13 protein-coding genes are annotated in these 14,114 nt (G+C 52.9%); 12 read left to right on the forward strand and 1 reads right to left on the reverse strand.

The window, feature by feature from the left end:
- The first annotated feature begins 39 nt into the window (after positions 1–39).
- The 4 genes from AB6Q56_RS07970 to AB6Q56_RS07985 all read left to right on the forward strand — a co-directional run bounded on the left by AB6Q56_RS07970 (position 40) and on the right by AB6Q56_RS07985 (position 4,355).
- Positions 40–852, forward strand: coding sequence for an ABC transporter ATP-binding protein (locus AB6Q56_RS07970; protein ID WP_434516537.1), 813 nt, complete (start codon positions 40–42; stop codon positions 850–852).
- 18 nt (positions 853–870) lie between these two features.
- Positions 871–2,211 (forward strand): DUF1302 family protein, encoded by a 1,341-nt coding sequence (locus AB6Q56_RS07975; protein WP_434516538.1) that lies wholly within the window; start codon positions 871–873, stop codon positions 2,209–2,211.
- Positions 2,212–2,380: 169 nt separating this feature from the next.
- Complete coding sequence (locus AB6Q56_RS07980; protein WP_434516539.1) at positions 2,381–3,244, forward strand: THxN family PEP-CTERM protein; 864 nt, start codon at positions 2,381–2,383, stop codon at positions 3,242–3,244.
- 85 nt (positions 3,245–3,329) lie between these two features.
- A complete protein-coding gene (locus AB6Q56_RS07985) occupies positions 3,330–4,355 on the forward strand; it encodes a hypothetical protein (protein WP_434516540.1) in 1,026 nt (341 codons plus the stop codon).
- Between the two features lie 66 nt (positions 4,356–4,421).
- On the opposite strand, the gene AB6Q56_RS07990 is transcribed toward AB6Q56_RS07985, so the two are convergent.
- The gene (locus AB6Q56_RS07990; RefSeq protein ID WP_434516541.1) at positions 4,422–5,282 is read right to left on the reverse strand and encodes a ThiF family adenylyltransferase; all 861 of its coding nucleotides are present in this window, start codon (positions 5,280–5,282) and stop codon (positions 4,422–4,424) included.
- A 109-nt stretch (positions 5,283–5,391) separates the two neighbouring features.
- On the opposite strand from AB6Q56_RS07990, the gene AB6Q56_RS07995 reads away from it, so the two are divergent.
- From AB6Q56_RS07995 to AB6Q56_RS08030, 8 genes are all read left to right on the forward strand, one after another.
- Positions 5,392–6,081 carry an ABC transporter permease gene (locus AB6Q56_RS07995; RefSeq protein ID WP_434516542.1) on the forward strand — a complete coding sequence of 230 codons (690 nt, stop codon included), beginning with the start codon at positions 5,392–5,394 and terminating at the stop codon, positions 6,079–6,081.
- 83 nt (positions 6,082–6,164) lie between these two features.
- Positions 6,165–7,259 (forward strand): IS5 family transposase, encoded by a 1,095-nt coding sequence (locus tag AB6Q56_RS08000; protein WP_046535740.1) that lies wholly within the window; start codon positions 6,165–6,167, stop codon positions 7,257–7,259.
- 82 nt (positions 7,260–7,341) lie between these two features.
- Positions 7,342–7,932 carry an FtsX-like permease family protein gene (locus AB6Q56_RS08005; RefSeq protein ID WP_434516543.1) on the forward strand — a complete coding sequence of 197 codons (591 nt, stop codon included), beginning with the start codon at positions 7,342–7,344 and terminating at the stop codon, positions 7,930–7,932.
- On the forward strand, positions 7,932–9,158 hold the full coding sequence (locus AB6Q56_RS08010) for an ABC transporter permease (RefSeq protein ID WP_434516544.1): 1,227 nt from the start codon (positions 7,932–7,934) through the stop codon (positions 9,156–9,158). The genes AB6Q56_RS08005 and AB6Q56_RS08010 overlap by 1 nt, the downstream gene beginning before the upstream one ends.
- A gap of 146 nt (positions 9,159–9,304) precedes the next feature.
- Positions 9,305–9,907, forward strand: coding sequence for an XrtA/PEP-CTERM system exopolysaccharide export protein (locus AB6Q56_RS08015; protein ID WP_434516545.1), 603 nt, complete (start codon positions 9,305–9,307; stop codon positions 9,905–9,907).
- A 66-nt stretch (positions 9,908–9,973) separates the two neighbouring features.
- Positions 9,974–11,533, forward strand: coding sequence for an XrtA system polysaccharide chain length determinant (locus AB6Q56_RS08020; RefSeq protein WP_434516546.1), 1,560 nt, complete (start codon positions 9,974–9,976; stop codon positions 11,531–11,533).
- A 2-nt stretch (positions 11,534–11,535) separates the two neighbouring features.
- Positions 11,536–12,498, forward strand: a complete 963-nt coding sequence (locus AB6Q56_RS08025) for an XrtA-associated tyrosine autokinase (protein ID WP_434516547.1) — start codon at positions 11,536–11,538, stop codon at positions 12,496–12,498.
- Positions 12,491–14,110 (forward strand): TIGR03016 family PEP-CTERM system-associated outer membrane protein, encoded by a 1,620-nt coding sequence (locus AB6Q56_RS08030; RefSeq protein WP_434516548.1) that lies wholly within the window; start codon positions 12,491–12,493, stop codon positions 14,108–14,110. Before AB6Q56_RS08025 ends, AB6Q56_RS08030 begins: the two co-directional genes overlap by 8 nt.
- The last annotated feature ends 4 nt before the right edge of the window (positions 14,111–14,114 follow it).

A 14,114-nucleotide genomic window follows, 5' to 3' on the forward strand; every position in this document is an offset into this window, starting at 1 on the left:
CCCAAAATGTCTGCTGAATCCACCCGTAGGGGGCTGACAATGAGCGTCGTCCGCATCGAACACGTATACAAGGATTTCAAGCTCGGCGAACAAACCGTTCAGGCTTTGCATGATATTACATGCTCATTCGACCCGGGCGTGTTTCTGGCAATCTCAGGCCCATCCGGCAGCGGCAAGACGACACTGCTCAACCTCATCGGTTGCATTGATCGCCCCAGCAAGGGGAAGATCTACATCAACGATCAGGACGTCTCGAACATGACTGAAAATCAGCTCGCCGACCTGCGCTCGCGTTCGATAGGCTTCATTTTTCAGACCTTCAACCTGCTGCCAGTGCTCACCGCTGCCGAAAATGTTGAATACCCCCTGCTGCACCGCAAGGACATCTCAGCGGACGAACGAAAAAAACGGGTTAAATACTTTCTCGATATCGTTGGCTTGGGCGACCGCGCCAACAATCGCCCCAACCAATTGAGCGGCGGCCAGCGCCAACGGGTTGCCATCGCACGCGCGCTGGCCGTAAAGCCAGCTATCGTATTGGCGGATGAGCCCACGGCCAACCTTGACAAGACAACAGGCATCGAAATTCTGCGCCTGATGAAGCAAATCAACCGTCACCTGAAAACCACCTTCATTTTCTCGACTCATGACCAGAAAGTAATCGACCAGGCAGACCGCCTGATAAAAATCGAAGACGGCTACATTACCGCCTTCGGAGTCCGTAATGCAGCGGAAAAAACCTGGAGCATGGCCAGAATCCGCACCCTGCCAGAGCCCCCCGACGACCCTCTGCCGGAACTTCCGCATTCACAGCCAATGGCGCTCAACCCCTCCTCTGTTGCACGGAACTAAACAATCGTGATTTCCCTAATGCTGCCACGCCACCTGACCCTGATTGCAATTTGTTGCCTTTCCTTGGGTGCAACCGCCGCCGAAGATGACACCCTCAGTCGAGACGCACTGTTTGGTGACGACTTGCCCCAACCCCGCAGCAAGGATGCCGGGAACGGCGTCAAGGGGTTCGTCCAGTTCGAAGGCGCCCGAACCACTCCCGATCCTGCTCATTGGTCCAAGTTGCGCACCCGAGCCGATCTGAGCAGCAACGGAAAACTCGGCAGCGACCTGAAATGGAAACTGGGCGCACGCATTGATTACGACTTCGCCTACGGCATCAATGATTTCTACAACCCGGATGTTGAGAAAAACCAGCGCTGGGATATACAGCTGCGCGAGAATTACGTTGATTTCAGCGCCGGCAACTGGGATTTTCGCCTTGGCCGCCAGCATGTTGTCTGGGGTGAAATGGTTGGCCTCTTTTTCGCGGACGTTGTCTCCGCACGTGACATGCGTGAATTCATCCTGCCGGAATTCGATCAGCTGAGAACCCCGCAATGGGCAGCCCGCGCAGAATACTTCGTGGATGACATCCACGCCGAACTGCTCTGGATTCCGGTGGCGACAGTAGACAATATTGGCAAACCGGGCGCAGAGTATTTCCCACACCAACCAGTCGCACCGGGCTTCAAGGCCCAATACCTCCCGGAGCAACGGCGCTCGGGAAATGCTGCAGACAACATGAACTACGGGGCGCGCATTTCCACACTTAAGAGTGGCTGGGACGTTTCCGCGTTCTATTACCGCAGCACCGACAGCAACGCAACTTTCTATCGCAACATCGATTTGCCTTCGCAAACTTTCATTTACCAAGCACGCCACGACCGCATTCACCAGTACGGCGGCACACTCGCTAAGGACTTTGGCGATATTGTCTGGAAAGCCGAAGGTGTATATACACGCGGCCGTAGTTTCACTTCGCTGAACCCACAGGACAGCGACGGCGTCGTCCGCCAGAACACACTTGATTGGGCCACGGGACTCGATTTTACCTTGCCTGCCGAAAGCCGCCTAAACATCCAGATCTTCCAGCGCCAGTATTTTGGCTTCAACGAAGACATCATTTCAGACAAGCGCGAGAACGGTTATAGCCTGCTGCTAAACACCAAGGTCGTTCCCAACTGGGAGGCCCAGGCTCTTTTCATCTCCAGCCTGAACCGGACGGACTGGCTTTTCCGACCGAGAGTGACATGGAACTTCCAGCGCAACTGGCGCTGGGTATTTGGGGCGGATGTTTTCAATGGGCCTACTACGGGGTTATTTGGGCGGTATGACCAACAAGACCGGGTCTACTCCGAGGTCCGCTTCTCTTTTTAAAGGCGTGGCAACGAGTGTCGATTTTTTTTACACCCCTCCCCCTCCCTGAAAAAAACAAACAAATTATTTTTTTAAAATCAACGAATTACATATCTGGCATGCAGGTTGCTTAAAACAAGGCAAAGCGCAGACCGCCGTGTCGGCTTTAAACCAATATCAAGGAGCGATCATGATCCAGAAATCTTCCACCCCCCTGAAGCGCACCATTTTGGCATCAGCCCTGACCGTTGGCATGCTTTCGGCCGGTGCAGCCAACGCCCTTCCGGCGATCACCCAGTGGGCAGCCACCGTTAATTCGGGATTCTCCGCCTACTCTACCGACGACCCCAGCAAAGGCGGGCCGTTTATTGCCAGCGACACCAATCCGACGTTGGGATTGCCATCGACTTTGTCTTGGGGGGTTAGCTGGCCGCTCTCCAATCCTCAAACCCCGAGTTCTATTTCTGTCGCAGGCGGCACCAATGGCGCCTGGGCGGGCACCCTGAACACTGGAGCAGCACCAGTTCAAACGGTGACTTTTAGCCACACCAACAACAATGTGACAGGCCAGTTCCTGAAAACCGCAACACTGTTCGATGTCATTACCTTGCAACCGATCAACCCGCTCGTCGGCCCAGTCATTCCGGCTGTCTTGACGTTTGCAATCAATTTCAAGGAAACCGATAACATCGCCGGCACCTGCGCTGCGGCAAGCGTTACCCCTTGCCGCGACATCTTTACGCTGGACATCACGGGAACCGGCCTGACGATTGGTGCCGATTACAGCCTGAACCAATTGATCAAGCTGAGCGCTTCTCCTGACGATTGGTACAACGTAAAGCTGCAACTTGATGGATTTGGTTTGCTCTCCAACGCCGAATGCGCTGCAGCAGGGGCTGCTATTGGTTGCCTTGGTTTCACCACTGAAGAAAACCAAGTCACCGTGAAGGGCGCCTCGCTGTCCATTCAGAAGGTTCCTGAACCGGGCATCCTGGGCCTTCTCGGCGCCAGCCTGTTGGGTTTTGTTGCAACCCGCCGTCGTAAGCAAAAATAACCCCAACCCCATTTGGCGTTGTCAAAACCCCCTGTGCAACAACACAGGGGGTTTTTCTTTATCAACGCGTTGAATAAAATGAGCCATGACACCTGAAATTGCCAAGCGCACCATTGATCTAGCAGTAACCGCACCGTCAGCGGATAACTCACAACCTTGGCAATTTGTGAATGCTGGCAACCACTGGGAGGTTGTCTATCATCACGCAGGCACAAAGGATTTATTCGGCCCAACAGGACATGCAACGCTGCTGAGCACCGGCGCTCTCAGCTACAACCTCGAGCAAATCTGCGGGACGAGCAACACCTCGTCAGCCATTGACCCCCTCGGAAACTGGCGACTTTCATTTGTACCGCCAGACAGAATTTCTGAGGCAACGGAACATGCGCTTCGCCAACGACATACAAACCGACATCCCTTTATCGGCCCGATCAATAGCTCCCCTATTGCGCAGATTGCAGCCGACAACCAACTAAAACTCCAATTTATCTCCGTCCCCTCCTCTATTCGGAAAATTGCTGAGGCGATAGCAATTTGCTCAGAACTTCGCTTCAAAAACGAAGAGCTTCACGAATGGTTGTTTTCCAGCCTACGCTGGTCATCGTCTGAAGCCGAAATAGGCGATGGCCTGGATTTGAGGACACTGCACCTCCCCCCCGGAGGCAGGGCGTTTATGAAATTTATTTCATATTGGCCACGCATGTCGCTGCTGAATTTCCTGGGTATTTCAAAGCTTATGGCGCATGTCGACAGCCTACCGGTAAGCAACGCACCCGCCCTCCTAGTAATTTCCAGCAAGCAAGAGCCGACGCTAACCTGGCAGGCCGGCAAGACCTTGGCCGAGATCTGGACAAAACTCAACCAAACAGGCGTTGCTGTACACCCATACTATGTCATTACCGACATTGCACACCGATTGCAAAAAAATAAGCTTGATAAAGCTGCCGCAGGGTTAGCAAAGAAAGCCTTATCAATCTCTCGCACCACTTTGAATCTTGAAGCCGATGAACTACCGCATATCATCCTGCGCATCGGATTCCCCACCCGCCACCCAGAGCGCTCGAAGCGAAAGAATGTAGATTCGTTCATCACCCCGACGTTTCTCAGGTAGAGCTCGAAACCGGCATTTCAACCGGCTACAGAGCGCAAAAAAAATCCAACGCTACTCACTATTTGGTTATACACCTAGCTGCCGCCTAACCAGAAACCCCATTAGCCGCTGAATGGGGTTTTTCGCCCCCCACGGGCGCCATGTACAAATGTATTTCATTCGATACGCATCGAATTGGCTAGCCCAAGGCGCCATCCGAACGCCGGGGCGCTTCAATGCCAACTTGAGAACCTCAACCGCCGCCACCCCCGCACAGAGCTGGCAAGCAGCAATACATGACGGACCTCGCCGCTCCCGAAGATTGACTCGGCTCATGTCAGCAACATAGCCTCGCTGAAGCATCGCTGGAGATAATCCGACAAGAAAATTGATTGCCAGATCAAGTTCATCCCGGCAACCCTTGAAACCAAAATACTCCTCGTAAGACATACTCCCCGGACCAAATACTACCAACGCAACCCCTAACCCAAGCGGCGCAGCTGTAACAACCGGAATCCCTTTTGACTCACAAGCGGAAAACGTGACGCGCCTAGCTTCAAAAACAAAGAAATCCAAACCATCGACGTAAACATCAACCCCTTCGAGAAAGCTATCGATATTGCCCTGATTGACACCATCGGGAAATATTCTGAGATCGACATCCGGATTGATGTCGCGAAGCATTTCCGAAAGAACCTCCAGTTTCGATCGGCCAATGGTTGAAGTCAGCGCGCCAATCTGACGATTGAAATTGACGATATCAAAAACATCAAAATCCGCGATTGAAAACTTGCTGATACCTAAACGGGCAAGTGTCAACAAATGCACCCCGCCAACACCACCAAGGCCGCCGATTGCAACTCGCGTTTCTCGCAAACGCGCTTGCTCAGCCTCTGTAACCCAACCAATATTTCTGGAAAAAGCCTGCGCGTAATCAAAGTTGTTCATGTAACCCCTCTTTGCTCAAGCATCATCTAAGAATCAAATTCAATCCGAACAGTGGCATTCTATCTCTGCCACGATACAATCACCTTACCCTTATTCGCAGGATGCGTCCGTGCCTCAGACACTTATCCGTCTTGCAGTTCTGAATTTACTCCGAAATCGTAGTCGGACAACCGTGGCTGTCTTAACGGTCGCGGGGGGGGTAGTTGCCTTCCTTCTCGCTGGGGGGTTTATCAACTGGATTTTCCACGACATGCGGGATGCAACAATTCGCTCCCAACTCGGGCATTTTCAAGTTGTACGTCCAGGCTATTTCGAAAAAGGCTTGTCTGATCCCTACAGTTTTCTGTTACCAGCCCAGTCAAAACAGGAACTGTTGGTAGCCGCACACCCAGGGTTAAAGAGCCTGACACCACGCCTAGTATTTTTTGGACTGGCCAGCGTGGGTGACACAACCGTAACTTTCTCTGGCGAAGGAATTGATCCGGTTCGTGAGCGGCCGATTAGTAGCCGAATTACCATTTCCGAAGGAAATGACCTGAGCAGTCTGGACGACAAATCGGTCATTCTGGGGGAAGGACTAGCCAAGAACCTTGGCGCCAAGCCGGGCTCACAGATCGTCCTCTTGGGTACCGCAGCTAACGGTGGAGCCAGCGCAATTGAAGCCACTGTCGCAGGGATTTTCTACACAATCAACAAGGAATTCGACAACTACGCTCTGCGCATTCCGATTCCATTGGCCCAGAAACTAATGCGTGTAGATGGCGCAACTTCGTGGGTGGGACTCCTAGCAGGCTGCTGAAATACTTCCCCATCCTGTCGACGAAACAGCGGGTTTGATCGTTATAGAGATTCACCGAGATTACCGAGAGCACAAAGCGGATCATGCGCGGAGCCGACACCTTCACCGAGAGTTTGTTTACGATGCGTCGCCTGGACGACTTTGTGCCGGCGCAGCACCCGTTGCGGCCGATCCGGGCGATGGTGAATCGGGCGCTCAAGGATATCGAACCCCTGCTCAGCGGCATGTATGCCGCCGACGTCAAAGGCGGTCGCCCCAGCATTGCCCCGGAGAAACTCCTGCGTGCCATGCTGCTGCAAATCTTCTACAGCATTCGCTCGGAACGGCAATTGATGGAGCAGACCCAGTACAACCTGCTCTTTCGCTGGTTCATCGGCCTATCGATGGACGATGCAGTCTGGGTGCCCACCGTCTTCACCAAGAATCGCGAACGCCTGATTGCCCACGATGCCGTGATCGAACTCTTCAATGCGGTACTGGCCATTGCCGAGAAGCAGAACTGGCTATCAGGCGAACATTTCAGTGTCGACGGCACGCTCATCCAGGCTTGGGCGGGACACAAGAGTTTCCTGCGCAAGGACGGCGGAGATGATGAAGGCGGCGGCAATTTCAAGGGCCAGTCACGCAGCAATGACACCCACGCCTCACGTACCGACCCGGATGCCCGACTGTACCGCAAGGGCAATACCGCCAGTGAGTTGCGCTACATGGGACACACCTTGAGCGACAACCGCCACGGACTCATTGCCAGTGCGGTCGTGACCACGGCCGATGGCTATGCCGAGCGGGAAGTTGCCAAGGCCCTGATCGCCGATGCCCGCCAAGTCGCCGGCGAAACGGCTGAAATCACCCTCGGCGCGGACAAGGGCTACGATGCCCAGGAATTCATTGCGGCACTCATCGAACTGAATGTCATTCCCCATGTGGCGCAGAACACCAGCCATCGCCGTTCTGCCGTGCCGGACGACATTGCCGGCAGTGACGGTTACGCGATCTCCCAGCAAAAGCGCAAACTCATCGAACAGGGATTCGGCTGGGCCAAGTTCATTGGGCCGATACGCCAGGTGATGGTGCGCGGACTGGAGAAGGTCGATCAGTTGTTCGTGCTGACCATGGCCGCCTACAACCTGACGCGCATGCGCTCCTTGGGAGCAATCCGTCCGCTGGGGGCAATATGATAGGAAAACACCTCGGAATCCCTGTAAAACACGTGCGAACGACCGAAAATCCGCTTCGCCTTACGAAAAACGACTCCGTTCCATGCCACCGTCTGCAGTTGCAGGGCGGTATTTCAGCAGCCTGCTAGAAGATACCGATACTACTGAAGTCACCATCAATAAGCTCAGATCTATTTTGCCTTCAGAAAGCTTCCAACTGGTTCCATGGAGCGATTTAGCTGATTTCTATAACAAAACTGTAGTTTTGTTTAGCAAGCAGGTTGAGATAATCAAAATAATTATTGGTGTCATTATCGTACTGACGATATCCAACATTCAGACCATGAGCGTACTTGAGCGCACAACAGAGATCGGCACCATCCTTGCCGTTGGCGTGCGCAGTCGGGAGATATGGATGCAGTTTTTGCTTGAAGGGTTGCTTCTAGGTCTAGCAGGCGGCGTTGTTGGTGTCGTCTCGGCCATTTGTTTGGCAGAACTGATTTCATATATTGGCATACCCATGCCCCCTCCTCCAGGCATGGCCCGAGGGTTTACCGGCCAGATCATAATAACCGCGCAGTTGGTATTTGATGCAATTGCACTTTCAACTATTACAACCTTACTTGCCAGCCTAATGCCCGCTTGGAAAGCAAGCCGCTTAAACATTGTTGACGCATTGCGTACAAATCAGTAATGCAGAACATCCTTTTCTCTTTAGCCCTGCGTAATATTCTTCGCCAGAAAATCCGCACCATAGCCACTTTGGCGGCAATTGCTATCGGAGTCTCTGGTCTAATCCTGGCCGGCGGCTTCGTTAAGGATATCTTTATCCAATTAGGCGAAGCAATTATTCACTCCCAAACTGGCCATATTCAGATTACGCGGACTGGCTACAACGATAACAAAACGCGGGCACCAGAAAAATTCCTGATCAAGGAAGGAGATGAGCTCCGAGCTAAGTTAGTGAGCCAGATACCAGAAATTGATCAAGTCATTTCGCGACTTGGATTTACTGGAGTTATCAACAATGGGCATCGCGATCTTGGAATTGTCGGCGAAGGAATAGAACCGGATGGGGAAGCTAAGCTCGGCACATTTCTGAACTACCTCGAGGGCAGAGCACTTACCAGCGCCGACCGCGACGGTATTGTCGTTGGTGACGGAGTAGCAAAATCTCTGGGGTTGAAAATCGGAGACCGCGTAACCATCGTTATGACTCTGGCTGCCGGCGCCGTAAATACTTTGGATTTCGAGCTTGTCGGAATTTTTCAAAGTTTCTCGAAGGAATTTGATGCCCGCGCGGTACGCATTCCACTCGACGCAGCCAAGACACTAATGGATAGCGGAGGCATACATTTTCTGGTGATTCAATTAAAAGATACTGCGTCGACAAGAGCTGTATCGATGTCGACCAAGCAACTGTTGGCAAATCAGGGATTTGACGTAACCCCCTGGTATACGCTCTCCGATTTCTACGAAAAAACAGTAGACCTGTATGACAGGCAGTTTGGCGTCTTGCGCCTGATCATTCTGATCATGGTCCTGCTCAGCGTCATAAACAGCATCAACATGACGCTTTTTGAGAGAACACGAGAGTTTGGCACCATGCGAGCACTGGGTGACCGTTCCGATTGGGTGTTCAGGTTGATCATGATCGAGAATATCTGGCTAGGCCTCATTGGCGGCCTTCTTGGCATAATCCTAGGTTGCCTTGCTGCCCTAGGAATCTCGGCAATTGGCATTCCAATGCCACCCCCACCGAATGCAAATCTCGGCTATACCGCACTGATTCGACTGGATTCAACCTCTGTCCTCACAGCGGGTGCTGTTGGCTTTATCGCCTCCATGCTTGCAGCCATCATTCCTGCACGACGAGCTGCCAAAGCAGATATTGTCGAAGCGCTCCGACACGGCGTGTAGCATGAACGTGAAATACTTCCGATTGGACCCTGTTACCTTCACTACAACCCAGCGGAGTTCCGCTATGATTATGCCTGTTGGTTGTTTGGTCCAGCTCACCGATCATCTTTGTCCAGGGAATTGAAATGTCCAATACGATAAATCCCATGAAAATTGCACTCAAATGGCTGGCCATTGCTGCCGCATCACTCTCTATCGTCGGCTGCGGATCTTACCCAGCAGCACCATCTGCAGCGGCTTCTGCTGATTACAGTTACAAAATCGGCCCGGGTGACAATCTGAATATTGTCGTATGGCGCAACCCTGAGCTGTCAATGTCAGTCCCGGTTCGCCCTGACGGCAAGATTTCATCACCACTGATTGATGACTTGAACGCTATGGGCAAGGACTCAACCACTCTTGCCCGAGAAATCGAAAAAGAACTTGCCAAGTTCATCCGTGACCCGGTAGTAACCGTGATTGTCACTGGCTTTGTTGGCCCCTACAGCGAACAGATTCGCGTCATTGGCGAAGCTGCGAAACCGCAAATTCTCCCGTACAAGCAAAAGATGACCCTCTTGGATGTAATGATTGCTGTAGGTGGCATGACCGACTTTGCTGACGGAAACCGAGCTTCCATCCTGCGTACCTCGGAGAACAACGCGCAATACAGCGTTCGACTCAAGGACCTCGTCAAACGTGGCGATGTATCGGCCAACGTGGAAGTAAAGCCGGGAGATGTCCTGATCATTCCGCAAAGCTGGTTTTAACTCTCAGTTATTATATTTGCCGCTCCGATCACCTGATCTGGAGCGGCTTTGATTCTGGACGTCTAGATGGATGAAATTCTTCGCCAGATATCGGCGATATTGCGCGCGACTTGGAAACATCGTCGACTAGGGATGTTGTTTGCCTGGATCGTTGGGGCAATCGCAGCCGGTGCCATCCTCCGCATTCCTGACCGCTATGAAGCCTCCGCTCGGATTTTTGTCGATACCCAATCAATTCTGAAGCCGCTGATGGCGGGCCTAGCGGTGCAGCCCAACGTTGACCAGCAGATTATGATGCTTAGCCGCACCTTGATCAGCCGACCAAACGTCGAGAAAGTTATCCGTATGGCGGATCTCGATCTGAATATCAAAGGGAAGGCAGAGCAGGAGGCACTCATTGAGTCGCTCACTCAATCCCTCAAAATTCAGGGCGTAGGCCGCGACAACTTGTACACGCTCTCATATCGCGACACCGACCCGGCACGAGCCCAAAGGGTAGTACAAGCGTTGGTTTCAATTTTTGTCGAGTCAAGTCTGGGAAACAAGCGCCAGGATTCGGAATCGGCACGAAAGTTTATTGATGATCAAATCAAGTCGGTTGAAGCCAAGCTAACGGAAGCTGAGACACGCCTCAAGGAGTTCAAGGTCAAAAATATTGAGTTCCAGACAACCGAAGGCAAAGATTCGCTGGGACGGTTCGCAGAGACAAACAATCTGCTGACCCAAGCCAAACTCGAACTGCGCGAAGCTGAACAATCCCGCGATGCTTTGAAACGACAAATCCTTGGAGACAACATGGGCCGCGGCGGAGACTCTGATGGCGCGGGTGTCTCGATGCCAGAGTTGGATGGCCGTATCGAAACCCAAAAGCGGAATCTTGACACCCTGCTTCAGAAATATACCGAGCAGCACCCCGATGTCCTAAACACACGCAGGGTGATCAAGGAACTCGAGGATCAGAAGCGCCGCGAGGTAGCTGAATTACGCAAGGCTGCTGCGACAAACCCAGCCCTTCTTGCCGGTAGCGGTGCCGCCAGTATGGAACTTAAGCGCTCGCTAGCAACATCGGAAGCCGCCGTTGCATCGCTTCGTGCCCGCGTCAGCGAATACGAAAGTCGGGCATCGCGTCAGAAAGAAATGATGAAGACAGCCCCTCAGATCGAAGCAGAATACGTCCAGCTTAATCGCGATTACGACGTACACAAGAAAAATTACGAACAACTGGTAAGCCGACGAGAAAGCGCAGAGCTTTCTGGCGACCTCGACTCAACTGGCTCGGTTGCAGATTTCCGCCTGATTGATCCACCACGTGCATCGAGTTCCCCTGTCGCCCCAAATCGCATGCTTCTTTTTCCAGGAGGATTGGTTGCAGCTCTGGCTGCAGGTCTGTTCGCCGCTTTTACGGCCAGTCAGATTCGCCCTGTATTTTTCGATGCAAAAACCCTTCGTGATGTGACAGGGCTACAGGTGCTTGGCACCGTATCACTTCTACCCAATGAAGCTCGCATTAAGCAGGAGCGAGCAAGTTTACGCCGCTTCATCGCGGCCACGGCTGGATTGTTCGTCAGTTATGGCGCAGGTATTGTCGCCCTGAGTTTCCTTGCCAAGCGCGCAGCAGGAGCCTGAACATGAGTCTCATTGAGCAAGCTGCAAAGCGTTTAGAGCAACTGCGTCAGGCAGGTGTCGAACTCCCGGAACAGCCGACGAAAATCAAAATACCAGCTCCCGCGGATCGCCCTGACCCTACTAGTATCAAGGAGAGTTTGGCAAGCAAACAGGACTCCCTCCCCCACAAACCTCAACAGGTTCCGGAACCCACGCCACTATCGCTTTCCCCAAAAACTAGCGCTCGAAAGAAGGTCGACATCAATCTCGACTCTATCGCTAGCGCGGGACTTCTGGTCCCCAACGCAACTCGTAGCAAGATGGCCGATGAATATCGGGTAATCAAGCGACCACTGATCGCCAACGCTATGGGTAAGGGCGTACCTCGCGTTCCAAATGGCAACTTGATCATGGTAACGAGCGCCCTGCCAGGCGAAGGGAAGAGCTTCACAGCCATCAATCTGGCCATCAGCATCGCGATGGAACTCGACAATACGGTCATGCTGGTTGATGCCGATGTTGCCCGCCCGTCAGTCCTGAATATGCTCGGACTTCCCCCGGCGGCAGGGCTGCTGGATGTGGTTGATCAGGACTCGGTTGATATCTCTGACGTTCTCCTACGGACCAACATCGAAAAACTCTCTCTTCTCCCAAGCGGCACTCAGCACCAGCGCGCAACAGAATTGCTCGCCAGTGCCGCCATGGTCAGACTATTGCATGACATGGCCAACCGTTACCCGGACCGGATTATCATTTTCGACTCCCCTCCCCTTCTCCTGACAACCGAAGCCCGAGCCCTGGCAACTCATATGGGACAAGTGGTTCTGGTTGTCCATGCAGGTCAGACAGCGCACTCTGCGGTCAAGGAGGCTGTCGGAACGATTGAATCCTGTCCCGTCAAAATGATGGTCCTCAATCAATCCCGAGAGAGTGGGTCCGCAGGTTATGGCTATGGGTATGGTTACGGGTACGGTCAGAATGCTTAACACGAAACTCAATCAACTTACCGTGCTGGCACTTGGCTTTGTGACAACTTCAGTTTTTGCGCAAAGTACCCCAGGATCAATTACCAACCTCAGCGGAGGAGTGCCAGGGTCTGGTGCCATACAGACTAGCCAGAACTCCGGCGTGCCAGCATCGGAAAGCAAAGAGGCGGGCCCCCTGGCTCGCGCCTGGTCAATAAAGCCGAGAATTGGTTTGACTGAAACCCTCACCGATAATGCCGCAATTAATCGAGCCCAAGGGAATAGGGAAGGTGACCTAATTACTCAGTTGTCGCCAGGGATACGCATCGAGGGTCAATCAGCTCGGCTCAAAGCCTATCTGGATTACACCCTGAACGCCCAGATGTATGCAAAATCGGATCACAGTCGCACACAAAATAGCCTGAACAGCTTTGCCACCTTGGAGGCAGTGGACAACTGGGTGTTCGTAGATGCCAATGCCCGCATTGCGCAACAATCGATATCGGCATTTGGCGCACAATCGCCAGGCACCGGCACAGTCAATGCTAATTCGACGGAAACTCGAACTTTCGGCCTGACACCCTCTATGCGAGGCCAACTCGGGGGGGTGGTAGATTATTCACTGCGCTACAACCAATCGACCACGCGCTCCGATGCAAACAGGGTGGCAAACATTGATGTTTCGGAGTGGGCAGGGCAACTCAAGGGGAGCACACCATTCCGGAATCTACAGTGGTCAGCAGATGCTAGCACTCAAAATGTAAATTACAGCACCGGGCGCCAAACCGACGCCAGCCGCTTTACCGGCCAACTTACCTATGCAATCACGCCACAGTTCCGCATCCTTGGTTCTGGTGGCAGGGAGGAAAACAATTACGCCTCCATGGATCAACAGGGGAAAACTACGCACGGTTACGGCTTTGAATGGAACCCCACAGAACGGACCCAACTCTCCGCATTCAAAGAACGACGCTTCTTCGGTGACGGGCATAACATCAGCCTCTCGCATCGTTTCCCAATGAGTAGCATCCGGTTCACTGACACACGCGATGTTTCCGTGCTACCCAACCAATTTGCCAGCCAGGGCTACGGTAGCCTCTACGATGTGATTGCAGCCCAATATGCCGGCTTGCCGGAGCCCGCTCGAACTGCTGCCATCCAGAGCTTTTTCCTGACACATCCAACGCTGGACCCCAATGCCCAAGTCACAAGTAGCTTTCTGGCCTCACGGGCGACGATCCAGCGTCGCCAGCAGTTAGCGCTAGTTTTTCTTGGCGCGCGCAACTCCATCACCTTCTTGGTAAATCGGAACCTGAGCCAATCAACCTTAGCTGCCGCAACAACAACTGACGACTTCTCCCGTGCATCAGAAATACGGCAGGAGGGTTTCATCATCAACTATTCACACCAAATCAGCTCACTATCAACGCTGAATGCGTTACTGTCTCGCCAGGAAAGCACAGGCATAGGTAGCAATTCTCTGAGAACATCAACTAACCAATACCAGTTGAATCTCGCCACCAAGCTCGGTACAAAAACCACCGGCTCCTTGAGTCTCCGCCACACCGAATCCGACGGAACAGTTTCCTTCAAGGAAAACGCCCTGATCGGTACCGTGATCTACACCTACTAAACGC

Source organism: Dechloromonas sp. ARDL1, assembly GCF_051122455.1.
GTDB lineage: Bacteria > Pseudomonadota > Gammaproteobacteria > Burkholderiales > Rhodocyclaceae > Azonexus.

Bases quoted from the DNA above. Each gene is read 5' to 3' on its own strand.
- AB6Q56_RS08005 (WP_434516543.1), top strand. From the start codon at position 7,342: ATGCCACCGTCTGCAGTTGCAGGGCGGTATTTCAGCAGCCTGCTAGAA.
- AB6Q56_RS08010 (WP_434516544.1), top strand. From the start codon at position 7,932: ATGCAGAACATCCTTTTCTCTTTAGCCCTGCGTAATATTCTTCGCCAG.
- AB6Q56_RS07970 (WP_434516537.1), top strand. From the start codon at position 40: ATGAGCGTCGTCCGCATCGAACACGTATACAAGGATTTCAAGCTCGGC.
- AB6Q56_RS08020 (WP_434516546.1), top strand. From the start codon at position 9,974: ATGGATGAAATTCTTCGCCAGATATCGGCGATATTGCGCGCGACTTGG.
- AB6Q56_RS07990 (WP_434516541.1), bottom strand. From the start codon at position 5,282: ATGAACAACTTTGATTACGCGCAGGCTTTTTCCAGAAATATTGGTTGG.
- AB6Q56_RS07975 (WP_434516538.1), top strand. From the start codon at position 871: ATGCTGCCACGCCACCTGACCCTGATTGCAATTTGTTGCCTTTCCTTG.
- AB6Q56_RS08025 (WP_434516547.1), top strand. From the start codon at position 11,536: ATGAGTCTCATTGAGCAAGCTGCAAAGCGTTTAGAGCAACTGCGTCAG.
- AB6Q56_RS08000 (WP_046535740.1), top strand. From the start codon at position 6,165: ATGCGCGGAGCCGACACCTTCACCGAGAGTTTGTTTACGATGCGTCGC.
- AB6Q56_RS07980 (WP_434516539.1), top strand. From the start codon at position 2,381: ATGATCCAGAAATCTTCCACCCCCCTGAAGCGCACCATTTTGGCATCA.
- AB6Q56_RS07985 (WP_434516540.1), top strand. From the start codon at position 3,330: ATGACACCTGAAATTGCCAAGCGCACCATTGATCTAGCAGTAACCGCA.
- AB6Q56_RS08015 (WP_434516545.1), top strand. From the start codon at position 9,305: ATGAAAATTGCACTCAAATGGCTGGCCATTGCTGCCGCATCACTCTCT.
- AB6Q56_RS08030 (WP_434516548.1), top strand. From the start codon at position 12,491: ATGCTTAACACGAAACTCAATCAACTTACCGTGCTGGCACTTGGCTTT.